The sequence below is a fragment of the Paraburkholderia kirstenboschensis genome, from assembly GCF_032806925.1.
Taxonomy (GTDB): Bacteria; Pseudomonadota; Gammaproteobacteria; order Burkholderiales; family Burkholderiaceae; genus Paraburkholderia; species Paraburkholderia kirstenboschensis.
Genome location: NZ_CP136512.1, coordinates 1,008,404 through 1,030,683, shown reverse-complemented (window position 1 = coordinate 1,030,683; position 22,280 = coordinate 1,008,404). Strand labels below are relative to the sequence as shown.

Annotated in this window: 18 protein-coding genes; 10 read left to right on the top strand and 8 right to left on the bottom strand. The window is 60.8% G+C overall.

Translation table 11 applies throughout. The features are described from left to right. Positions 1-80 precede the first annotated feature (80 nt). From RW095_RS13310 to RW095_RS13290, 5 genes are all read right to left on the bottom strand, one after another. Complete coding sequence (locus RW095_RS13310) at positions 81-1,310, bottom strand: YbfB/YjiJ family MFS transporter (RefSeq protein ID WP_317019448.1); 1,230 nt, start codon at positions 1,308-1,310, stop codon at positions 81-83. 86 nt (positions 1,311-1,396) lie between these two features. Next, the gene (locus RW095_RS13305) at positions 1,397-2,011 is read right to left on the bottom strand and encodes a TetR/AcrR family transcriptional regulator (RefSeq protein ID WP_317019447.1); all 615 of its coding nucleotides are present in this window, start codon (positions 2,009-2,011) and stop codon (positions 1,397-1,399) included. Positions 2,012-2,187: 176 nt separating this feature from the next. Further along, positions 2,188-2,394 (bottom strand): hypothetical protein, encoded by a 207-nt coding sequence (locus RW095_RS13300; protein WP_317019446.1) that lies wholly within the window; start codon positions 2,392-2,394, stop codon positions 2,188-2,190. A 343-nt stretch (positions 2,395-2,737) separates the two neighbouring features. Beyond that, positions 2,738-2,956 (bottom strand): hypothetical protein, encoded by a 219-nt coding sequence (locus RW095_RS13295; RefSeq protein ID WP_317019445.1) that lies wholly within the window; start codon positions 2,954-2,956, stop codon positions 2,738-2,740. A 479-nt stretch (positions 2,957-3,435) separates the two neighbouring features. Then, on the bottom strand, positions 3,436-3,708 hold the full coding sequence (locus RW095_RS13290; protein WP_317019444.1) for a hypothetical protein: 273 nt from the start codon (positions 3,706-3,708) through the stop codon (positions 3,436-3,438). A 416-nt stretch (positions 3,709-4,124) separates the two neighbouring features. On the opposite strand from RW095_RS13290, the gene RW095_RS13285 reads away from it, so the two are divergent. After that, the gene (locus RW095_RS13285) at positions 4,125-6,317 is read left to right on the top strand and encodes a serine/threonine protein kinase (protein WP_317019443.1); all 2,193 of its coding nucleotides are present in this window, start codon (positions 4,125-4,127) and stop codon (positions 6,315-6,317) included. A gap of 48 nt (positions 6,318-6,365) precedes the next feature. On the opposite strand, the gene RW095_RS13280 is transcribed toward RW095_RS13285, so the two are convergent. After that, positions 6,366-8,375 (bottom strand): SUMF1/EgtB/PvdO family nonheme iron enzyme, encoded by a 2,010-nt coding sequence (locus tag RW095_RS13280; protein WP_317019442.1) that lies wholly within the window; start codon positions 8,373-8,375, stop codon positions 6,366-6,368. A 382-nt stretch (positions 8,376-8,757) separates the two neighbouring features. Here RW095_RS13280 and RW095_RS13275 point away from each other — a divergent pair, with 382 nt between their 5' ends. The 3 genes from RW095_RS13275 to RW095_RS13265 all read left to right on the top strand — a co-directional run bounded on the left by RW095_RS13275 (position 8,758) and on the right by RW095_RS13265 (position 10,316). Next, the gene (locus RW095_RS13275; RefSeq protein ID WP_317019441.1) at positions 8,758-9,261 is read left to right on the top strand and encodes a DUF4399 domain-containing protein; all 504 of its coding nucleotides are present in this window, start codon (positions 8,758-8,760) and stop codon (positions 9,259-9,261) included. 47 nt (positions 9,262-9,308) lie between these two features. Then, positions 9,309-9,743 carry a DUF4399 domain-containing protein gene (locus tag RW095_RS13270; protein ID WP_317019440.1) on the top strand — a complete coding sequence of 145 codons (435 nt, stop codon included), beginning with the start codon at positions 9,309-9,311 and terminating at the stop codon, positions 9,741-9,743. A gap of 288 nt (positions 9,744-10,031) precedes the next feature. Further along, the gene (locus RW095_RS13265; RefSeq protein WP_317019439.1) at positions 10,032-10,316 is read left to right on the top strand and encodes a hypothetical protein; all 285 of its coding nucleotides are present in this window, start codon (positions 10,032-10,034) and stop codon (positions 10,314-10,316) included. On the opposite strand, the gene RW095_RS13260 is transcribed toward RW095_RS13265, so the two are convergent. Beyond that, on the bottom strand, positions 10,304-10,444 hold the full coding sequence (locus tag RW095_RS13260; protein WP_317019438.1) for a hypothetical protein: 141 nt from the start codon (positions 10,442-10,444) through the stop codon (positions 10,304-10,306). The genes RW095_RS13265 and RW095_RS13260 overlap by 13 nt on opposite strands. Before the next feature lie 92 nt (positions 10,445-10,536). Between RW095_RS13260 and RW095_RS13255 the strand changes: the two genes are divergently transcribed. From RW095_RS13255 to RW095_RS13230, 6 genes are all read left to right on the top strand, one after another. Beyond that, positions 10,537-12,000, top strand: a complete 1,464-nt coding sequence (locus tag RW095_RS13255; protein WP_317019437.1) for an efflux transporter outer membrane subunit — start codon at positions 10,537-10,539, stop codon at positions 11,998-12,000. A gap of 257 nt (positions 12,001-12,257) precedes the next feature. Next, the gene (locus RW095_RS13250; protein ID WP_317019436.1) at positions 12,258-14,867 is read left to right on the top strand and encodes an FHA domain-containing protein; all 2,610 of its coding nucleotides are present in this window, start codon (positions 12,258-12,260) and stop codon (positions 14,865-14,867) included. Further along, a complete protein-coding gene (locus RW095_RS13245; protein ID WP_128584063.1) occupies positions 14,845-16,218 on the top strand; it encodes an HlyD family efflux transporter periplasmic adaptor subunit in 1,374 nt (457 codons plus the stop codon). The genes RW095_RS13250 and RW095_RS13245 overlap by 23 nt, the downstream gene beginning before the upstream one ends. Before the next feature lie 37 nt (positions 16,219-16,255). Next, entirely contained in the window at positions 16,256-17,008 is a 753-nt protein-coding gene (locus tag RW095_RS13240) for a peptidylprolyl isomerase (RefSeq protein ID WP_317019435.1), read from the top strand. Between the two features lie 44 nt (positions 17,009-17,052). Next, on the top strand, positions 17,053-20,109 hold the full coding sequence (locus RW095_RS13235; RefSeq protein ID WP_317019434.1) for a peptidase domain-containing ABC transporter: 3,057 nt from the start codon (positions 17,053-17,055) through the stop codon (positions 20,107-20,109). After that, positions 20,109-21,470 (top strand): sigma-54 interaction domain-containing protein, encoded by a 1,362-nt coding sequence (locus RW095_RS13230; protein WP_317019433.1) that lies wholly within the window; start codon positions 20,109-20,111, stop codon positions 21,468-21,470. The genes RW095_RS13235 and RW095_RS13230 overlap by 1 nt, the downstream gene beginning before the upstream one ends. Before the next feature lie 34 nt (positions 21,471-21,504). Here RW095_RS13230 and RW095_RS13225 read toward each other — a convergent pair whose 3' ends face one another. Further along, positions 21,505-22,275: a PP2C family protein-serine/threonine phosphatase gene (locus tag RW095_RS13225; RefSeq protein WP_317019432.1), complete on the bottom strand. Its 771-nt coding sequence runs from the start codon at positions 22,273-22,275 to the stop codon at positions 21,505-21,507. Positions 22,276-22,280 lie beyond the last annotated feature (5 nt).

Below are 22,280 nucleotides of genomic sequence, written 5' to 3'. Positions count from 1 at the left end.
GGGACCAGGCAGCGTCGTGAACCTGTGGGAGCAAGCGTCGTGCCCAGCGCGGAAAGCGGGCGGTCCGCCGTGTTGGCTGCTCACATTGCGGTCGTAGGTAAGCTCCTGATGCGCGAAACGATGATGTCCGCGATGAACGCAATGGCGAGCGCGACGGCGCCAAAAGCAAAGATCAGCGCGTAGTTGTTATGCGAGTGCGAGAACAGATACGAATAGCCATAACCACCGAGCGCCTGGAACAGCGCAAATGCGGTCGTCGCACGGCTCCACGAGGCCCGTTGCTCAGTGTGATCGTGCGGCACCAGTTCGTGAATGCGACCGAGCGCGAGCGGCACGATACCCGGCGTGAAGATGCCGAGAATCACAGTCGACAACCCAAGGACCCATGCATTGCCGGAAAGCGCGAGCATGGCAACGGCCGCCGCTTGCAGCAGCAGTGCAACGCGATAAGCCTTGCCGTAACCGATACGATGCGCAACGTTGCCCGCGATGACGGGTCCCACGATCGCGGCAAGCCCATAGAGCACCCAGTAGTCCGCGCCAATTGCCGCGCCTCGACCGAGGCCGCGCGCCACGTAATCGACGAGCAGGATCATTGCCGGCACGAGTCCGAGCGCGTTCGCTGCATATTGCGCATACAGCACACGCAGCCCGAGATCACTGGCGCGTGAGGCGTGACGATTGCCGGCTGCTGCAAGGGGTGCAGGCGGATTCGTCGACGGCCAGCCGAACCAGCTCACCGCGGTCAATGCGAGCGCGACTGCGCCAAGACCGAGCCATGCCGTTCGCAGCCCGAAGTGCAGCAGCTCGGGAATGAGCGTTCCAGACGCTGCAATGCCAAGACCCAGTCCGAGAAAGATCATGCCGCTGACAAAGCCGCGACGCGGCGCGGGAATGTGCGGAAGAATCGAAGTCGCGACGAGCACCATGATCGCGCCGCCGGAGATGCCCGAAAGCAGACGCCACGCGAAGAACCAGCTGATCGAGAGCGGATATGCGCAGGCGAAGAAGGCGGCGGTCACAACGGCCATCAGCAGGCGCAATGCGGTGCGGTTCGATAATGCCGACGCAAGAGGTCGGCCGATCAACGCACCGATCAGATAGCCCGCGAAGTTGGCGGCGCCGAGTGTCACTGCCTGTGACGACGTGAACCAGTGCGCCTGAATCAGTGACGGAATCAGAGGCGTATAGGCAAAGCGCGCGAGTCCAATTGCGACGAGGCTGCCGCACAGCCCGGCGAGCGTCGCGTAGAGCGAACGGGCGTCGAGCGATGTAGAGCCCGAAGAGGTCAATGAGGGCGCTGAAGACATGACGACTCCTTTACCGGCCAACGTGCTTAACGTCGTGTCGGCTGTGGGTGAAAATGCGATGGTGTGCGCCCCGTTAGGCGCGTGACTTAGACGCCGTCGGGTTTGGCCGGTAGCGCGGGCAAGCCAAGCAGCGCGAGAGCGGTTGCGGCAGCGCTCGTCAGCTGATCTCGCTGCGGATCGACCCGCGCTAGCACGCGCATGCCTAGCACCGTGGCGAGCAGATGAGTGGCGGCGTCGGCGGCGGAAACGGTGGCCGCGATTGCGCCGCTCTTTTGCGCCGCGAGAAGGCAACGATAAAAGAACTCACGAATCTCGGCGATCTCGGTCGCGACGAGCTTACGAAATGCTTCGTCCTCCGATGAAATTTCCAGCGCCGAATTAACCAGCATGCAGCCGCGTTTGTGCGGATCGGAGACAGACCGCTCGATTGTTTCGTCGAAGAAACCTGTAATGGCTTGGGCCGGTGCCACCGTGCTCTCGAAGCGCCTGATGCGCTCGCGCAGCGTGCAGTCCAGGTAGTGCTCCAGCGCGCGCAGATACAGCCCGCGCTTGTCGCCGAATGCGTTGTACAGGCTCGGCTGGGTGAGACCCGTCGACCTGACCAGATCGCGTGTGGAAGTCGCCTCGTAGCCCTTGAGCCAGAAGGTCGCGCTTGCTGCTTCGAGCACCTCTTGCTCGTCGAAACCACGAGGTCGCGCCATGATCAATGTCCTTTACCGCCTGCCTGGCGGGTTCTGTATCGTGCGATATAGAACGGGATTATATATCGATCGATACAGAACGCAAGGGCGATTTTAGAGGGCGCGTATCGGGACCGCCGCACCCTGCCAGCAGGCGCGCGGCGCGGCGGTTTCCAATTGCGGACATCTCAAGCGTCCTACAGATAGGTGCCTTTAATGCGCCCCTCGAAGATGGCGGTGTTGAGGTCGAAGTCGTCGACGTGGCCCGAGGCGCCGCCGTCGACTGTGACGACGACGGAACGGCCCCCGCGCACGAGTTTCATCTGCTCGGCGTCGAGCGTGGTTTCCTCGCACGCCGCGTCGGCGCAGCGGGGCAGGTCCTTGATGATGACGGTGGATTTCATGGCGATACTCCTTGAAGAGGGCGGGCGAGCACGGCAGGGCGCTTGCATCTGTTTCTGCAAGGTGTATGCCAATTTTGGTTCGATGAACGCGGAAGGTGTCGTCTCGTCGGCAACACGGCGCCAGGCAACGAGCTGCGCGGCACGGCCGCAAGAAGCGCATTCCGAGGAGCGAAAGATCGAAGCGAAGTGTGCGGACGTAGCCCACAGGTCGCGTCCGCAATGTTGGCCCGCGAGCACGCGGGCGGCGCTGGGCAACGGTCCGCTCGCTAGGCCCCGCGCGACAAAAACAGAAGCGGCACGCGTCGATGACGCATGCCGCCGCACTGCTGATGTGAACGCGAATCTAGCCGCGCCGTCTGTCGCGCGTCGCAGCCACCTTTCCGATGGTGTGATGCGCGGCCGGAAAGCCGGGCGGATACTCGACGACCCGCGCGGATACCGGCACGAGTGGCGAGGCGCTTGTCGAACGCGCGCCAATGCGTGCACCGCCGACAATGGCGGCCATTGCCTCGCGGTCGAGTTCCACGCTGTCCGTGAGGTCGTTGATGAGAAGTCTGGCCATGGTGTGTTCGCCGAAGAAGCCGCGCGGTGGGACCGTGCAATGGTCTCGTCTGCGCTCGCGGGTGTCGTCAAGTGTGATGAGGTCTCGTCGCACCATAAGTATAGGAAATCTGTTTTGTGCCTGCCTGGCGGATATGGGCAGGCGGCAGTAGGGGAGCCGCCGGTCCTTCGCTACTGCCCGCCGTCAAACCGATCGCGCCGACGTTATTGAGCGCGGCGACACTTACATATTGCAACCGGGTGAGGTTCTGCTTCACCGAGACGTTGACGTTGGCAATGCCGCTTAGGCCGCCTACAGAAGGGCACGCCGCCGGTGCCGCCGGACACCGCCGACATCGCGGACGGTCGAGTTCACCGGCTCAGGAAAGATTGCGAATCAAGAGGGATGACATGGTGTTTCTCCAACGTTGCGCGGAAGAAGAAAGCGATTGGCGCGAGGCGAAGCGGCCCAAAGAAGCGGCCGGTTCGCCTCGCCGCTTATCACATGAAAATGTTGTTGGTCGACGTGACCGACGGATTGATCGTCGAGGTGATGTCGGCAGCGAACGCAATGTTGTTGCCGTTGGCGTTCTGGATGTTGAGCTCGTTGCTGATCAACTGCGTCGCGTCGACCTTCTTGCTGTAGCTCGGCGCGTAGAGCGGGCTGAAGTTGAAGTAAGACCTGGACGGACCGAAGCCGCCGCGCACGGCGCTCATCGCCTTGCTGTCGAGTTGTTCGGTGATGGACAGGTCTTTGATCATCAGCGTGTTCATGGTGGGTCTCCTGAAATGGAACGTTGCAGCTCTGCGGTTGGGTTCGAGCAACTTGTCTGCTCGAGCGTCACTAATGCATGGCCCGTGCCCCATTTAGTCAAGGTTCCTAATAAAAGTATCGGGGCCCTTGTGGCCGTGGCTCGCGGACCGACTCGCCGCATTTGCAGCTATACGCGGCGAGCGGCGCATTCACAGCGAGTGGTGGCAGTCGCCCGACAACGCCTGTCGTTCTGTTGGAGCGTGCCAAACATCGGCCGCTCACGCATGGCGCGGAGCAATCCTGGTTTGCGAAAGCGCGGGCCGGGAGCTAGTATCGAAGCGGCACATGTAACTGGTTACGAAAGCTTTCCTATCGGCCAAAGGAGCTTCGGTCGCGTGCGATTGGGGTCTACGGCAGCGGCGGCATCTCGCACAAAATGGCTAGCCTTGCGCGTGTAATTCACGACTTCCAGAACGGCGAGCTGTCCCGTGACGAGTTCGTCGCTCAACTCGACAGCACGTTGGTGACCGGAGGCCTCGGTCCCACGCAGCTGCTGGATATGCTCGGCGCCGCGCATCGTAAAGCGCCGCTGCCGGAGGACATTTACGTCGAAGTGCGGCGGCGGATCGAGCAGTTGCGAGTTTCGAATGTGGCGGCTGGCGGCGACGAAACCGGTATACAAACTACGGTTGAGATTCCATCTGTGCGCTCCACAGGCGCAATGCCTGCGAGCATTGGAGCGGGTGCGTCCAACGCATCCGGCGCGTCGGGACATGACCAGATCAAAGGCACCGGCGACACGCTGAACAACCGCTTTGTACTCGAAGAGTGCTTGGGCGTCGGTGGAATGGGCACCGTCTATAAGGCGCTGGATCTGCGCAAGCTGGAGGCGTCGGACAGAAAGCCCTATCTTGCGATCAAGGTTTTGAACGTTCAGTTTCGCGGCAATCCGAACTCGCTCGTCGCGTTGCAACGCGAGGCACGCAAGGCACAGGTGCTCGCGCATCGCAACATCATCACCGTGTACGACTTCGATCGGGACGGGCCTATCGTCTATCTGACGATGGAGTATCTGTCCGGTAAGCCACTAAGCCAATTGCTGCGCACGCCGGGCTACCAGGGCATGCCTGTACGGGCGGCGTTGCCCATCGTGCGCGGCATGTGCAGCGCGCTCGCGTACGCGCACGAACGCGGATTTGTGCATTGCGATTTCAAACCGGCCAACGTCTTTCTCACGACGAATGCCGAAGTGAAAGTGATCGACTTCGGCATCGCTCGCGTGTTTCAGCGGCCGGAGGAAGAGAGCGATGCAACGGTCTTCGATCCTGGGAGCCTTGGCGCGTTGACCCCCGCGTATGCGAGCCCGGAAATGATCGAGCATCGCGAGCCCGATCCGCGTGACGATATTTATGCGCTCGGCTGCATCACGTATGAGCTGTTGACCGGGCATCATCCGTTCGACCGGTTGTCCGCGACGCAGGCGCGCAACTCAGATTTTAAGCTGCAACGGCCGGCGAATCTCGATGCAAGGCAGTGGCGCGCGCTGCGCGCCGCGCTTTCGTTCGACCGCGCGACGCGCATGCCGAGCGTCACGCGCTTTATCGCGGAGTTCGACAACGAAGCGCGCGCCGAAAAATCCGGTGCGTTGGCAAAGGCGGGGCTCGCGGGCTTCGCGGTAATTTGCGCCACGGCTGTCGGCGTGTACGCGTGGAAGTCGGCGCCGAACCGTCAGAGCCAGGGGCAGTTGGGCGCGGGCTCGTCGCAGGGACGCGTCGATCGGGGCGCTCCGTTGTCGACGCAAGCGAGCGCAGCGGTGGCGACAGCGGGCTTGGCGTCGACGAGTTCGTCAACGGGCGGGCCAACGGTGGCGTCAACGGGACCGTCAACGAATGCACCAACGAACGCGTCGACAACTGTCTCACCGCCCGCACCACCCCCCGCACCAAAGCCCGCATTAACACTCGCCGCCGTCACGCCGGTGCTCGCGCAAGTGCCCTGTTCGGCGTTATCTGCTTCGACGCAGGATCACACGTTGACGGTGCGCGGCTATGTCTCGCAACGCTACGGCACAGCGCGTCTCAAGGATGGGCTGACGGCGCTGCCCGGCGTGGATGCGCTGAAGCTCGAGGTCGAGCCCGTCGCGGACGATAAGTGCGACACCGTGAAGGCGCTCGCGCCGTACTGGACGCAGAACTGGCAAGCCGGTCACATCGCCGGATTGCACGTGCGTCCGCCCAGCGGTCAGTTGAGTGAGGGCGATCCGCTGGTTGTCGACGTGAGCACGCCCGGCTATGACTCATACGTGAATCTTGACTATTACCAACTCGACGGTAACGTGGTTCATATGGTGCCGAGCCCGCGCGCGAAGGACAATCAGGCGCCACCGCGTTATTCGGCGACGATCGGCAGCGCAGGCGACTGGGTTATTTCGAAGCCGTTCGGTTCGGAGATGGTCGTGCTTCTGATCACGCCCGCGCCGCTATTCGACAAGCCGCGCCCTGAAGCGGAATCGCGCGCCGAATATCTACGAGCACTCGACGCACGCCTCGCCCAGATAGGCGCGAAGTACGGCCGGGAGCGGATCGTCGCTGACTTCGCGCCGATTACCACGAAGCCTCACGCGCCATGAACGGCGCGTGCTCTCTGCTTAACCGTCAAAAGCGGTCATAGCAGCGCATCACTTCAATTCTTTGACCACGCGGAAGCCGTCTTGCGATTGGCGCACGCCTGCGCTGTATTTGAAACGTGTCGCGCTGAGCATGTAGCCGCTACCTTCGCGCCACGAGCCGCCACGAATCACGCGCATGTCGCAAGTGGGGCTCTCCCACGCGCGGCCATCTGCGGGTGCGGACTGGTATGAGTTGTGCCAGCAGTCGGCGGTCCATTCCCAGACACTGCCGTTCATATCGTGCAAGCCATATGGATTCGGGGCAAAAGAGCCTGCCAGCTCGGGGCCCTCCTTGTGCCACGGCTCGCCGCAATCCTTACAGTTGGCGTTGCCCTTGCGCATCTGATCTCCCCACCAGTAAGCCGTTGTCGTGCCGCCACGATCGGCGTATTCCCACTCCGCTTCGGTGGGCAGACGGTACGGCTTGCCGGTAGTTTTGCTGAGCCACTTTACATACTGTTGCGCGTCATCCCAACTGAGGTCGCGGGCGGGAGCCGTCTTGTTCGCATTCGTTTCGGGAGTGAGCTTCGGGCACGCGTTCGCGGCGACGCATGCGTTCCACTGCTCGACTGTCACCTCATACTTGCCGATAGCGAACGGTGCACCAATCGTCACGTGATGAACGGGTTTCTCTGATGGATCGTCGCTGCTGCTGCCCATCGAGAACGAGCCGGCGGGCAACGCGATCATGATCGGACACGCCGCGCAATCGCGGCTTTCACCTGCGACCGGCGCATGCGCTACGGGCTTTTGCGTGGCTGCCGTAACAGGCGGCGTTCCCGGTGCAGCGGCACTCGCAGCGGGCGGCGCAGAAACGGCGCGCTGCCGATCCGGCGTCGCCGTGGCGGGGGGCGTTGCAGGTGTTGAGGGACGCGCGGCTTGAGGCGCCGGTGTAGCCGATGGCGCTGCCGGTTGCGCGACGGACGGCGCGGGCGAAGCGGCCGCAGGCGCATTCGATGCCGCCGCCCGCAAGCGATCTATGCGGGCATGCGCGAGCGTGGCGAAGCGCCCATTGGGATAGGCCTTCAGATACGCTTCATAGTCGCCGGGATAGTTACTGTCCTTGATCGAATTCCAGAACGTGATTTCGTATTGTTCACTGCTGTCTTTTGGCAGAATGCCGCGGCTGTGCAGTGTTACGACAGCATCGTCGCGGCTCGCGACATATGCGGCAGACACTTTAGCCGCTCTATTTCCCGCATCTGCCGATGCCGTCAGCGACGACGCAATCCACGGCCTTTGCTCGCCGCGCGTTACGTCACGCACCCGGGACGCAACGTTCGCAAGCAGGCTCATCAGAGGTTGTGCCGGTGCTTCGTCGAGTGCCCGCAGCAATGCATGTGTGTAGATGCCATGGTGTAGGCCGTCCGCCGCAAAACCACCAGGCGCGGTTGCATATGCAACGACAGTGTTTGGCGCAAGCGCCGACGCATCCGGCGCAACAGCGGCGGCGAACGGATTGTCGAGACAGGTATCGAGAAATACGAGGTTGAGTTGGCCCTCGCGTGAGTGCATTGCTTGCAAGACGTCATTCAGGTCGACGGCCTGGCGAAGCAGCGAGGCCGGCGAACGCATGTCGAGTCCGGCGGGAATCAGCAGCGTCTGCCCGCCGATCCGCATGCCGTGACCGGCGAAATAGAATAGACCGACACCACCTGCACTCAAACGCTCGCGTAGTTCGCTAATCGCCCGCTGCATCACCGCCGGTGTTGCATTTGAAAGCACGGTCACGTCGAAGCCGAGCGCACGCAATCTTTTGCCGACAGCTTGTGCGTCGCGCGGCGCGTTTTGCCTTATGACGTCGTGTGAATTGCCGCCATACTCGCCATTGCCTATCACGAGTGCGATGCGTACCGCGCCGGGATAATCGCGTTCGGATGCGAACGGCGCGATTGCTCGGTCTGCGGGAATCGCCCGGTCCGTCGCGCCGGTGCTTTCACGCGGCGCGGCGGCAAATGTATTGCCGCAATCCACCAGAATGGCCCCGGCCATCCACATCAGCAGGAATATTCGCCACATCTTCGCATCCTGTTTGTTCCGGACAGAACATAGGCATTCGCGCACAGCACCGTTCGCCGCTATACGTCGGCGTCGTACCTACCGTCGGGCACGTATGGGACCTGACGACGCCCGTTGGACCATCCGCATTGCAACGTATCAACAACCATAGCACGCACTTGGCGGGTCACAACCAACACTTCTACCGAGTGCGCTATACGGTTAACGAGTGTGGCGTATCTTTTTGGCAAGTTACGTCCTAAGCTGATTCACAAAGCAGCGCGGCACGGTCGTTTTAACTACGCGGCAGCCGCCTCGCGTGCGCGCCGCGAACGCAGCAGCATTGCCCCGCACTGCCTTGCGCAGTCGAGGTGGCCACGACCGCTCTTCGGGAGAGTGCGCTATGCGAATAACCAACGTCCCCGCTGTTCTCAACCGGAGTCTAACGGCCGCAACGCGGCTGCATGCATGGCGTACGGTTTCGGGCACTGTGCTCGCCGTGATGATCGGCGGCGCGGCGCTGCCCGTCGCCGCATTCGGCGCATCGACTGCATCGCCCACCGGTGCCGAGGAGTACATCATCTGGCCGCCCGACGGCGCCGTGATTCATGGCGGCAAGCTGTGGGTGCGCATGGGGCTGCGCAACATGGGCGTGTGCCCGAAGGGCGTCGTGTTTCCGAACACAGGGCATCATCATCTACTGATCGACACGGACCTGCCGGCGCTCGACCAGGAAATTCCATCGGACCGCAATCACCTGCATTTCGGCGCGGGTGAAACCGACGCGCGTATCGAGTTGCCACCAGGCAAGCACACGTTGCAACTGATTCTGGGCGATCACAATCACGTGCCGCACACGCCGCCCGTGTACTCGAAGAAGATCACCATCACCGTGCAGAAAGACTAGCGCGACCCGCGCGTTCATCGCGGACTGCTCAGGACGGAGAGACGTTCATGTATAAGCTCATCGCAGTCGCGGCGCTGGTGGCGTCGGCGACATGGGGCACGGCGGATTTAGCCGTGGCGGCGGGAACCCCGGCGCCTGCCGGCGCATATGCCTATATCGGCTATCCAAACGACGGTCAGGTGGTGGCAGCCAATAAGCCGTTTCGCGTGTGGTTCGGATTGCGTTACATGGGCGTGGCGCCAAAGGGCGTCAAGTTTCCGAACACAGGACACCATCATCTTCTGATCGACACCGACCTGCCGCCACCGGACCAGGAGATACCCTCAGACCGCAATCACCTGCATTTCGGCGCTGGTGAAACGGAGACCATGATCCAGCTGCCGCCGGGCAAGCATACGTTGCAGCTACTGATGGGCGACTACATGCATGTCCCGCACGATCCGCCGGTGTACTCGAAGAAAATCACCGTCATCGCGCGTTGACGTGCAGCGCGCGTGGCATCAACACCGAGCGGCCAGGTGTCACGCGATGACCAACCATCGCACGCCGGTTGTTGGTTGCAATCCATCAGGTCGAGGCAGACGCATCTTTGCCACCGGCGGTATTTCAAGGCCGTACTTCCCGGCGAACCCTTTGCTCGAGGCGCGTCTGCAGATTTCTTAGGATAGGGAAACGAAACTGGCACAGCGTATGCGTTAGTGATGCACGAGCAGACAAGATGCTCGAACCCAGACCGCAAGACTGCGACCTTCCCTTTCGGGAGATTTGCCATGAACATGCTGATGATCGAAGACCTGTCCATCACTGAACACCTCGACAGCAAGGCGATGAGCGCGGTGCGTGGCGGCACCGGCTATATGTATCCGTCGTCGTTGTACTTGAACTTTGCGCCGGTGTTTGCGCCGAACAACAGCAAGAAGGTCGATGCGACTCAACTGATCAGCACGACGATAAACATTCAGAACGCCAACTGTAACAACGCAGCCTTCGTTGCCGGCGTGACGACCACAATCGATCCGCACGTGACGTCCAATAACAACATCTACATGTCGTAAGCGGCGCGAGCAGACGCCGCCGCCTGCCGGCCCGTGCGTCCGCCCGCACCGATCCTCAAATGTTCGCGCGTCCAATCGTTCTTTTCACGCGACACCTCGTTACCGCACATCTCCGAGCCCATGTTCATGCACTGCTTCGATGGTGAAGCGGCGCCCGAGATGCTTTACTTGAAGCGTGCGCTTGCGTCGTGCAGTGGAGTGGGCGTCATCGGAGAAAATCGTGTCAGCGTTGCTTGATTCACTGGTCCGTCAGCGCTCGTTCAATCACTCCACCGCGGCGACGTTGCGCGGCCTGTGCGCGGCAACTGTATGCGCATTTTCATTGTGCGCGTGCGTCGACGTCAGCATGCCGGACTACAAGCGGCCCGATACGCCCGCCAAAGCGTCGTGGTCCGATCACAAAGGTTCACCGGTATCAGCGGCGGCCACCATCGAACCGGAATGGTGGAAGGGCTTCCACGATTCCACTCTAGACTCGCTGATCGATAAAGCCATTAGCGGCAACTTCGACATCAAGGTGCTGGCCGCTCGGATCGACGTGGCGAGCACGCAAATAGGCGAAGCCAAAGCCGGCGCGCTACCGACGATGGATCTCGGCGCCGGCGCAAGTTTTCAGAAGACCACCGGGCAGACGTTCACGAAGCAGTACAACGTCGCGGCGCAGGTTAACTGGGACATCGATATCTGGGGCAAAGTCGAAAAGGGTGTGCAGGCGCAAAAAGCGGAGTTCCATGCGAGCGAAGCCGACTGGCGCGCCGGCTATCTGGAACTGGTGTCGAATGTGTCCAGCACCTATTTCCAGTTGCTTCAGTTCGACGACCAGATAGACCAGCAGCAAAGAACGCTCGTTACCAACCGGCAAATCCTGACGATCTACGAAGGCCAGCGGCGTAGCGGTCTCATCCCGCAGACGCAGGTGCTGCGCCAGCAGGCAGAGATCAATCGCCTGACGAATCAACTGCTCGAACTGAGGCGCTCGCGCGATCTCGCTAATAACGCGCTGTGTACGCTGATCGGCGTACCTGCAGGCGAGTTTCAATTGCCCAAAGGCCATCTGCAGCAGCGCGTGCAACTGCCTGTGGTACCCGACGGCCTGCCCGCGCAACTTCTGGCGCGGCGCCCCGACGTCGTGGCCGCGGAGTTTAGAGTTCTGGAGGCGTACGACCTCGTCGGTGAGGCCAAGCTCGCGCAACTGCCGACGATCAGCCTGACCGGGCACGGCGGCACGGCGAGTTTCGCTCTGACTGATCTGCTCAAGTCGTTCACGTACGGCTTCATGCCGAGTATCAACATTCCACTGCTCGATCCCGCGGTGCGCGCGCATGTGAAGGTGACGCAGGCGCAATCGACAGTTGCGGAGCAGCAATATCGTGCAACGGTCATGGGCGCATTCGAGGAAGTGCAAAACGCCTTGGTCAATCTGAACGCGCATAAGGCGCAGCGAGTTGAATTGCAGCAAGAGGTGGATCGTCTGCAAATCGTGGCTGATCAGATCCAGTCGCAACTGAGGCTTGGTCTCGTGTCGCAACTGGAAGTATTCGAAACCGAGCGGACGCTGCTCGAAGCGCAGCAATCTTTGCTGGCCAACCATGAATTGATTCTGTCCGATACGGTACTGCTTTATAAGGCACTCGGCGGCGGCTGGCCAAACGTCGACGTGCAGGCGCAAGTGAAACAGCAATAGAGCAGCACAGCGGAAGTAAAGGAGCACTGAGCTAATCCGCAATGTGGCGGGCGTGAACCTTATTCGAGCTTCACACCGGGCGCCCATTGGCTTCATAACCGACGACAGGGAATTGACACTCACGATGCGTGACTTACAATCGTTGGGGAGCCGGCTTTGCAATGGCTCGCTAATAAAAGACCTTCTCGCCGTCGTCCTTCGTGCTGAATCCGCTGTGCTCTGGCAGCAGCGGGTAAACGATTAGTGATCCGGATAAAATGGCCGACGGTGGAACACCCATTGCAGAGGCACGCGCGACCGTCGAATCCGCCTTCGACGTGCTGTTGTCTCCGCTTGCCTCCGGGCAACGTCCTGCGCTGGACGCAATCCGCATTGTCGACAACCTGTTCGCGATTGGACGCAGCGAAGCGCCGTTCACCGATTACCCCGCTGAGCGGATCGCGCGTCTGTCGCGCCGTCACGCGCGGGTGTTCGTCGAGCACGGCGCCATTTATGTTGCGGACCTCGAGAGCAAGAATGGCACGACGGTAAACGGCATTGCGGTGCGTCAGACGCCGGCGCGTGTGCGGGCAGGCGACGAACTGTGTTTCGGCGGCGAGCTGTGTTATCGCGTGAGCATTGAGCCGCGCGCGCGCATCGTAGCTGCGAGCAGCACGACCCACGCGCCCGCCTTGTTACTCGTGCCACAGCGCGACGACCTCGAGCTCCAGCCGATTGAAGTGCAAGCGTTCCCGTTTCTCGTCAGCAAAGCCGATGAAGTCTTTTCGCGCTACAAGGACCGCTACCCGCATCAGGTCAATTACATCTCGCGGCGACACGCGCATATCTTTCTGAAAGGCTCGGAGCTTTACGTCGAAGACCTCGGCAGCACGAACGGCACATTCGTCGGCGGGAAACGCCTCGACGAATCCGCGCTGCCGCTGGCGGACGGCGATGTAGTTGCATTTGGCGGAGACCACTTCGTCTACAGGGTGACGCTGCAAAAACCGCCCGAAAACGAGCCGACCGTGACGCAACTGCTGCTCAATCCCTCTGTCGACGAAGCCGCGGACCCCGACAAAACGACGTTCGTGGGCGCGGCGCATTCGTTTCTCGACATCTTTTGCGTGGATCCGGCGCGCCAACGCGAGGACGAGATCAACGAGGCTGCGCACGCGTCGTCCGCACAAGCAAGGCGCGCGTCGTCGGGCGGCGGGGCGGCGGCGGGTGTTGCCAAGGGCGCTAATGGCGGGCACGGTGCGGACAGCGTCGCGAATGGGTCGGATAACAGCCTGGGCGCGAGCGTCTCGAAGCGCAGGCAGCGCCGCTGGCGCCTCGTCGCGAGTGAACTCGGCAAGGCATTTGCGGGCGACGATCGTGCGGGCATGCGGCGCGCCGCTGCGTGGGGCGGCGTGGCCGTCGTGCTGTTCGGATCTATGGCGTTGGCGCTTTATCTGCGCGGATCACCCGAGCGCGAGGTGAAAAATCTGCTCGCGAGCGGCGACTATACGAGCGCCGTGAAGTCGGCGAAAAGCTATCTGGCGAGTCATCCCGCCGACACGAAAGTCAGCGCGCTTGCGAGTGAAGCGCTGCTCAAGGGAAGGCTTCCTGGCTGGCTCAATGCACTGCAAAAGGCCCAATTCGAACAGGCCGACGCGATGCTTGCCGACATGAAGTCGTTGAGCGCGAACAATGTTGATGCTGCGTCGTTGCTCGGCGAACTGAAATGGGTGGGCGATCTGGAGCGCTTCGTGGCGGGGCGAGGCGGCGTCGAAGCGCCGATCCACATGTACGCGGATGAAGCGACTATAGGCGGCTTGTTGCAACGCTGGGACGACGATCCGAAGAGCCATCAACGTGCTCTCGACAGAATCGCGTCATATGTACCCGTTTTTTCGGAACCGTACGCGCAGGCCATGAGCCATCTGCGCAAGCTGGAGAGCGACGATTCAGTCTATCTGGCTGCAATTGAACGGTTAGACGGGACGATTCGCACCGAGTTGGCGCGTGACAAACCAGCAGCGCTGCCGTCTGTACTGGATGACTATGCGCAACGCTATCCGCGCCTCGCGGGGCTCGACCGTGTGCGCGACGATTTGCGCCAATACACCGCTTTGCTCGAAGCCACGCTGGCCCGCGAATTGACTTCGCTGCTTTCGCTAATGAAAGCCGCACGCTTCAGCACACCGCCGTTTCAGGAGCAATATCGGCAACTGGCCGCAACGCGTCTGCCATCGTCAGATGTAATCCAGCGGCTCGACGCGGTAGCCCAGGCATGGAAGCGCGGCGACGCGCAACAGGCGCTGGCTGGATTGCAGTCGATGCCGGCCGGTCCATGGTCCGATATGCTGGCCGCTGAACTCGCTCGTAAGAAAGCGTTGCTCAGCCAATACAGCGACTTGCAAAAAACGCGTGGCGGCAAGGATTACGACCAACGTCTGTTGTCCTTCTATGCGAGCCTCGATCCGTCGGCGGATGTGTGGTTCGCGCACTCGATAGAGAAGGACGTCGCCGCGTTGCACGATAAAGCACTGGCGCGCGCTCAGGACCTGATGCTGCGTGCGCAGAGCCTGTGGAAGCAATATCGCGCGAGCGGCTCCATCGGTGGCACACAGCGGCTCGAGGCCGGCATCTCGCCGGGATTTCGCAATGAGGCGCGTTTGCTCTCCGATGCTCAAACCGCGGCGCAACAGGGCATGCGCATCTATTCGCAGTTGAAAGCGGACCATCCTGCCGACTTTGACCGCCTGCTCGCGGATATCGAAGCCGAAACAAGCTTGCAGCGCCGCTCGCTCACTGAATTGCGCATGGTGCTGGATCCCGGTCTTCTCAAGGCGAAGCTGGCGTTGATTGGAGGCGAGCAGAGTGAAACGCGACAGTCACCCTAGGCCGCTTTCGGAAGCGCTGGAAGATCACAGCGTCGAAGGCATCGCGATACTGACCGCTGAGCCGGTGCGGCTCGCGCGTGCGCTGATCTGGGCGATGGTCGGGTTGGTGGTGGCGGGACTCTTGTGGTCATTCGTGGGACGCGCGGATGTGATCGTCAGCGCGCAAGGCACGCTATCGCCTGATTCCGAAGTGCGCCGCATCTATGCGCCTATCGACGGCGAACTGGCCGACCTCTATATCGCCGAGGGGCAGCCCGTGTCGAAGGGCGACGTGCTCGCACGGCTGAACGCGCGCGGCGCTATCGAAGCCGCGAGCAATGCGTTGCAGGCGCAATTGAAGCTCGAAGATGCGGAGCGGGACTGGAAGCAGTTTCCGCAAAAGAAGGCGCTACTGGAACGAAGAGCCGCCGCACTCAAGGCGCAAATGGAAGTCGAGGCCCGCCTGCATGAAAATCGCGTTTCGGAAGGCACCACGAAACTCGCGGAGGGGCAGAAGGCGGAACTCGACGAAGCGCGCAGCGTACTCGATAACGCGCGGCGCGTGCGCGAGGCGGCGCGCCAGGAACTGGACCGCTATTCACAGCTGTTCGCGCAGCCGGGCGGCGGCGGAATAGCCGAATTGCAGGTCGAGCAGAAGCGAACCGCTGCGATGGAGGCGGATAACGCCTACCGCGTCGCGCAATCGAAACTTGCCGAACTCGACTTCCGTTTGAGCCACGAATATGCAAAGGCGAATGCGGAACTGGAAACAAGCGGCCAGCAAACCACCGACCTTCAGCTTCAATACGACGCGGCGGTGCGCGACGTCACCGACGTCGAAGACAAGTTGCGGCTGCAACTACAGAGCGCGCGGCTTGTGTCGGAAGCCGCCGCGCGGATCCGTTTCGAGAACATCGACAAGGACAATTTCCTGCTGATTCTCGCGCCCGTTTCAGGTGTGATTACCGACGTAACGTCGACTCAGCGCGGCGACAAGATTCAGGCGAACTCGCCACTCGGCGGCGTCGCGCCGAAAGACGCGAAGCCCGTTTTGAAGATCGAGATTGCCGAACATGACCGCGCGTTCCTGCACGAAGGCCTGCCGGTCAAGCTCAAGTTCAACGCGTTTCCGTATCAACGTTACGGCTTGATCAGCGGCACGCTCGCTTACATTTCGCCGGCCACCAAGCCTTCATTGCAGGACAAACAGCCGGTTTATGAGGGTCGCGTCACGCTCGATAAAAACTACTACGAGATTGCCGGCACGCGTTATCCATTGCGTTACGGCATGACAGCGAGCGCGGAGATCGTGGTGCGCGAGCGGCGGCTAATCGACCTGGGTCTCGATCCGTTCAGACAGGTGGCGGGTTGACCGTGCGGATCACACATCAACCATGGGAGCGGAGAACATGACCGCGATAGTGCGAATCGATGATGAAGTTGTCGATGTCGGCGAATTCATTCGTCTTCTTAAACTGACTGGCCAGTTTGAAAGCCTGATAGAGCAGATCGTGCGCGACAAGCTCACCGTGCATGCGGCGAAGAAGCAGGGCATCGCAGTCAGCGCCGACGAGATCCAGCAGCGCGCCGACCAGTTCCGCCGCGTGCGGGGCTTGCATCGTGCGGCCGATATGAACCAGTACCTGGATGTACTCAACGTGAGCCTCGACGAATTCGAGGTGTTCATTACCGATGGGTTGTATCAGGAGAAGATGCTCGAGGAGGTCGGCAACGACGCCGCCGTCAGAGACTACTTCGCGCTGAATTCACCTAAGTTCGACGCGATCGAGGTGAGCCACATCGTGCTCGATAGCGAAGGCAAGGCGAAGGAAATGATCTCGTATCTGCACGACGATCCCGACAGTTTCGCCGACATGGCTCGCGAGCATTCCATTGCCGATACGCGTGAGGCGGGCGGCGTAATAGGCAAGGTGCTGCGCGGCTCATTGAAGCCGGATATCGAGGCGAAGATCTTCAATGCTGCAGTCGGAGATCTGCTCGGGCCGTTCCCATCAGCTGATCGATCGTGCTTTGAAATCTTTGCGGTGACGGCCAAATATCCAGCCACGCTCGACGCCGATGTCGCCGCCGAAATCAGGCGCCTGTTACGCGAAAGCTGGCTGATCGCGCGTGCGCAGGAACATGTGATCGAGGCGCGCTAGCCGGGCGCAGCAACTGAAAAAGCCGAATCGAGGTCCGCAAGCTTATGGATGCACCCCAGACCGCACCATCCGCCGCCGAGTTTCTCGCCTCGGTGGAAATACTGTCGCCTTTTTCTCGCGATGAGATCGACCGCCTGGCTGAATATGCACAGGCGCGCTTTTATTCGTTTGGCGAAACGGTGTGTTCGGCAGGGGAGACCGCCGACGGTTTATACGTGATTCGTTCGGGCTCGGTGCGCATCTTTGTCGAGGAGAACGGCAAGGAAACGAGCATGGGAGTGCGCAAGTCGGGAGAAATCTTCGCCGATATTGCGATGCTCCGTACGTATGTGCATGAAGCCTCGGTGCGGGCGTCGGCGAAGACGGAGTTGCTGTTCATCCCGCGCGCCGCAATCGAGCCGGTGATCACCGGCAATCAGGCAGCACTCGCTTTTGTCGCGAGCTATGTGGCGATCAATTCGGCCGGCGGCTTTGTCGCACAGTTGTTCGATTTGCGCGGCAAACTGAACAAGGCCGAGCTTGAAGAATACGTACGCAGCGTGGGTGTGAAACGTGTGGCCGCAGGCAAGGAGATTCTCAAGCAGGAAGCACGCGACGACCGGCGCTTATACGTGGTGCGTCAGGGCGAAGTGCGCATCGTTCGGCATGAAGAAGGGCGCGACTATACGCTCGCCGCGCTCGGCGAAGGCGAAATATTCGGCGAGAAAGCGTGCTTGATGCGCCAGGAACAAATGGCCTCCGCGGTTGCTTCGACAGATGCCCGGCTGCTGGTTATTCCCGAGCGCACGGTTCATTTCATTCTTGAGCGCAATCCCAAACTGCGCGAGGTACTGGACGAACGCATTCGTTACGTCGACCGTGAATTACAGCGGCAGAAGCGGCTTGAGCAACGCCGTAAGTTGCCGCTGATGCTGGACCTGCAGAGCAAGCCCGAGTTCGGCGAAAAGGTAATCAAGCGCTTTGCGCTGGTCGAACAGGCCGAAGAAATGGATTGCGGCGCGGCATGCCTCGCCATGATCTGCCGTCACTACAGCATTCCGATGACGCTCGGCAAATTGCGCGAACTCGCCAATGTGACGACGCAGGGCGCGACGCTCGACAGCCTTGCCCGTGCGGGCGAATCGCTCGGCTTCACCGCGCGTGGCGTGCAATGCACGTTCGATTCGTTACGTGGATTCGATCTACCGTTCATCGTGCATTGGGAGGGCTACCACTATGTGGTGGTGTATGGGCTCTCCACTGAGTACGTATGGGTCGCGGACCCGGCGCTGGGCTTCCGCAAACTGACCGTGGAGGATTTCGAGCGCGGCTGGAGCGGTACTTGTCTGCTGTTCACGGGCGGCCCTCACTTGCTGCAAATGTCGGCGGCGCGTTCGCCGTGGATACGCTTTGTAGGCTACCTGAAGCCGTACAGAAAGATTCTGGGGCACCTCTTTCTCGCGACGTTTGTGATTCAGGTACTCGGCGTGATCCCGCCGCTCATCATCCAGAACATTCTTGACGGCGTAATCGTGCATCAGAATGTGAGCTTGCTGCATCTGCTGATAGGCGGCCTCATTATTTCGAATGTGTTCTCGCAACTCATGTCGTCGATTCGCGCCTACCTCGCCAATTTCATGGTGCGCAACATGGACTTCGCGATGATGTCGCAGTTCTTCAAGCACACGTTGTCGCTGCCGTTCTCGTTTTTTGCAAAGCGTAAAACTGGCGACATTTTTGCGCGTTTTCAGGAAAACCAAACGATTCGCGCATTTCTCACGGAATCCACCGTGACGACAGCATTGAATCTGCTGATGGTGTTCATCTACTTCACGATCATGTTCGTCTACAACGTGAAGATGACGCTCGTGCTGATCGGCTTTGTCATTCCTATCATGGCGCTGACCGCGTTGGCCACCCCCAGAATCAAGAATTATGCGCGTGAGGTTTTCACCGCGTCGACAGAATCGAAGTCGTTCCTGATGGAAGCACTGGCCGGCGTCGAAACGGTCAAAGGCATGGGCATCGAGCGGCCCGTCCGTTTGCGCTGGGAGAAGAAATACGCGAAAGCGCTGGAAGTGCAGTACCGTGCGCACGCTTTCAATATTCTCGTTGGGCTCGGCAGTCAATTGCTGAACGCTGCGACCACGATCGCGATTCTGTGGGTCGGCGCGAATCTCGTGCTCGCGCGCGAGATGACAATCGGCCAGTTGATTGCATTCAATGCATTCATGGGAAGCGTGCTCGGCCCCTTGATGGGACTCGTCGGCTTATGGAGCATGCTTAATGACGCGGGCGTCGCGATGGAGCGCCTTGGCGATGTGCTCGACATCGAGCCGGAACAGAGGCCGCAGGATTTGCCGTCACGCGTAATGTTGCCCGAACTGCAGGGCGAAATTAGCCTGAGCGGTGTCTACTTCCGCTACGGCGATGACGATGCCGCTTATGTGTTGGAGAACATCAGTTTCGACATCAAGCCGGGCGAACTGGTGGCGATTGTCGGACGCAGCGGCTCCGGCAAAACGACGTTAGCCAAGTTGCTTGTCGGCTTTTACACGCCGACCGAGGGCAAGATGTCGATTGACGGTTACGACATCGGCGTGGTCGACAAAGCGTATTTCCGCGCACAGATCGGCTATGTGATGCAAAGCAATCTGCTGTTCTCGGGCACGATTGCCGAGAACATAGCAAGCGGCGACGACGCACCGGACCGCCGCCGCATCGAGGAAGTCGCCAGAATGGCGGATGCACACGCGTTTATCAGCAAGATGCCGCTCGGCTACGAGCAGATTGTCGGCGAACGCGGAATAGGGTTGTCTGGCGGTCAGATCCAGCGGCTGTGCATTGCACGCGCGCTATATCACGATCCACGCCTGCTGGTATTCGACGAAGCCACGTCTGCGCTCGATTCGCAGTCGGAGAGCAACATTCTCGGCAATATGCACGACATTCTGAAGGGCCGCACCGCAGTGATCATCGCGCATCGGCTGAGCACGATCATGCGTGCCGACAAGATCCTCGTGCTCTATGAAGGGGCAATCGTCGAACAGGGCCGTCATGAAGAACTGATCCAGCGCGGTGGCATGTACTACCAACTGGTTCAGAAACAACTGAGTACGTGATGATGAAGATACTCGACCAGATTGAAGACATCAGTCCGGCTATTTCATATGCGGGCTTGATCGAGCGAATAGAGATTCTGCGCTCGACACTGCGGTGGTCGTCGCGGCTGGAGCGCACGGATATCGACAAGCTGCTCAGGCAAGCCACTTCGCTGCGCGACGAGGTCATGCAACTCTCGCACAAGGAGCGCTTCGTGCAAGCCGCGGTGGCAGCAGAGCCCGAACAGCGCGCCGAGCAGTCGCGCGGTGCACGCAGGCAGGCGCTGCTTGAGCGCAGTTTCATTTTCGAGGGGACGTTCGGCGACAATCCGCACCTGCTCGAATCGCTCGAAATCGCCGAGAAAGCAGCGCCGACCGACTTGCCCGTTCTGATCGACGGTGAAAGCGGAACCGGCAAAGAGTTGATGGCCAAAGTCATTCACGCCAACGGATCGCGTTCGGATAAGCCGTTTATCTCCGTGAACTGCGGCGCGATTCCGGACAATCTGCTGGAATCGGAATTGTTCGGTCATCGCAAGGGGGCGTTTACGGGGGCTTCGAACGACCGTAAAGGGAAATTCGAAAGCGCGCATACAGGTACCATTTTTCTGGACGAGATCGGCGAGTTGCCGCTCGCGGGCCAGGTCAAGCTACTGCGCGTGCTGGAAGCGCACGAGATTCAGCGCGTGGGTTCCGACGAAACCATTGCAGTCGATACGCGCATAGTCGCAGCAACGAATCGCAATCTGCGCAAGCTCAGCGAAGAAGGCAAGTTTCGCGAGGATCTGTTCTATCGGCTTAGCGTCATTCACGTGACGCTGCCGCCGCTGCGCGAACGCCGCGACGAAATTCCGCTGTTGATCGCATGGTTCGGTGACGAGGCGGCCGGCACGCTCAAACGCAGGCCCGTCAGATTAACGCCGCGTTTGCGGGACTTTCTGCTTAATTACGCATACCCCGGCAACATCCGCGAGTTGCGCAACGTGATGTATCGCATCTCGTGTCTTGCCGGGGATATGGCGGACATGGATCACCTGCCGACCGATATGCGGCCCGCGGCGCCCGGAGCAGCGGCGTTGCAAAGCGGCGCGAACAGTACAGGGCAACAACCGATCAGCGTGGCTAACCTGATGTCGCTAAGCGATGCGAAGCGCGCCGCGAGCGACGACGCGGAGAAAGCCTTTCTCGAGCGCGGACTGCGCGAAGTGAACGGCACGGTTGCCGAATTGGCGCGGCGCATCGACATGAACCGCTCGCATCTGCAAATGCTGCTGAAGAAGCACGGCCTGCATTCGAAAGACTTCCGGAACCGTAACGTTCCGTCCTCGAACAGGAATGGCGCCGTCGAGCACGCCGAGGACGACGGCGAAGGCGACGCATAACGCCGCCAGCCGTCGATGTCGAGCGGCGAGCAGCTCACGGCGCCGGGTTCAGAAGCGTTTTGTCCGCTGCGTGAGGGTCTTCGGCGCGTACCACGACCGCAGTAATGTTGTCGCGGCCGCCGCGCTCCAACGCGAGGCTCACCAGCTGATCGGGCGCGTTGCCGTGTGCCGCCGTGGACAACACGGATAGCATGTCCTCTTCGCCGATCTCGTTGCTCAGGCCATCGCTGCAAAGCAGGAAGATATCGCCGTCCGCGACTTCGATCGCATCGTCGTCGAGTTCGAGCAGGTCCGTCGCGCCCACGGCGCGCGTGATCATATGCTGCGCGGGATGATGCCGCGCTTCTTCGTCGGTAATCACGCCAAGGGACTTGAGCGCTTCCACCTGACTGTGGTCGCGCGTGAGCTGGCGTAACTGTCCGTCGCGAAGGAGGTAAAGGCGGCTGTCGCCGGCCCACATATAACCGCAAAAACGATCGCAGGCGAGAAGCGCGACGACCGTGCTGCCGATGCGCTGCACCTGGCGGCGCGCGGCCTCTTCTCTCAACTGACGATTAGCGACCTGCAAATGTGCGCGTGCGTCGGCCATGAACGCCCTCATGCTGACGGGCGAGGCGAGCCGCTTCAATTCGTCGATGACGATGCGGCTCGCGAGATCGCCGACCGCATGTCCGCCCATGCCGTCGGCGACTGCCCAGCGTCCGAGTTCCGACTGGTCGAGGCAGGCGTCTTCGTTGATTTCACGCACGCGCCCCGCGTCGGAGCGCGCGGACGACGTCCATCGGAATAGGCTCGCACAAGTCACAACGG

What these genes read in the sequence shown, in the direction of transcription:
- RW095_RS13310 (WP_317019448.1), bottom strand. Translation starts at nt 1,310, where the DNA reads ATGTCTTCAGCGCCCTCATTGACCTCTTCGGGCTCTACATCGCTCGAC.
- RW095_RS13305 (WP_317019447.1), bottom strand. Translation starts at nt 2,011, where the DNA reads ATGGCGCGACCTCGTGGTTTCGACGAGCAAGAGGTGCTCGAAGCAGCA.
- RW095_RS13300 (WP_317019446.1), bottom strand. Translation starts at nt 2,394, where the DNA reads ATGAAATCCACCGTCATCATCAAGGACCTGCCCCGCTGCGCCGACGCG.
- RW095_RS13295 (WP_317019445.1), bottom strand. Translation starts at nt 2,956, where the DNA reads ATGGCCAGACTTCTCATCAACGACCTCACGGACAGCGTGGAACTCGAC.
- RW095_RS13290 (WP_317019444.1), bottom strand. Translation starts at nt 3,708, where the DNA reads ATGAACACGCTGATGATCAAAGACCTGTCCATCACCGAACAACTCGAC.
- RW095_RS13285 (WP_317019443.1), top strand. Translation starts at nt 4,125, where the DNA reads ATGGCTAGCCTTGCGCGTGTAATTCACGACTTCCAGAACGGCGAGCTG.
- RW095_RS13280 (WP_317019442.1), bottom strand. Translation starts at nt 8,375, where the DNA reads ATGTGGCGAATATTCCTGCTGATGTGGATGGCCGGGGCCATTCTGGTG.
- RW095_RS13275 (WP_317019441.1), top strand. Translation starts at nt 8,758, where the DNA reads ATGCGAATAACCAACGTCCCCGCTGTTCTCAACCGGAGTCTAACGGCC.
- RW095_RS13270 (WP_317019440.1), top strand. Translation starts at nt 9,309, where the DNA reads ATGTATAAGCTCATCGCAGTCGCGGCGCTGGTGGCGTCGGCGACATGG.
- RW095_RS13265 (WP_317019439.1), top strand. Translation starts at nt 10,032, where the DNA reads ATGAACATGCTGATGATCGAAGACCTGTCCATCACTGAACACCTCGAC.
- RW095_RS13260 (WP_317019438.1), bottom strand. Translation starts at nt 10,444, where the DNA reads ATGAACATGGGCTCGGAGATGTGCGGTAACGAGGTGTCGCGTGAAAAG.
- RW095_RS13250 (WP_317019436.1), top strand. Translation starts at nt 12,258, where the DNA reads ATGGCCGACGGTGGAACACCCATTGCAGAGGCACGCGCGACCGTCGAA.
- RW095_RS13240 (WP_317019435.1), top strand. Translation starts at nt 16,256, where the DNA reads ATGACCGCGATAGTGCGAATCGATGATGAAGTTGTCGATGTCGGCGAA.
- RW095_RS13235 (WP_317019434.1), top strand. Translation starts at nt 17,053, where the DNA reads ATGGATGCACCCCAGACCGCACCATCCGCCGCCGAGTTTCTCGCCTCG.
- RW095_RS13230 (WP_317019433.1), top strand. Translation starts at nt 20,109, where the DNA reads ATGATGAAGATACTCGACCAGATTGAAGACATCAGTCCGGCTATTTCA.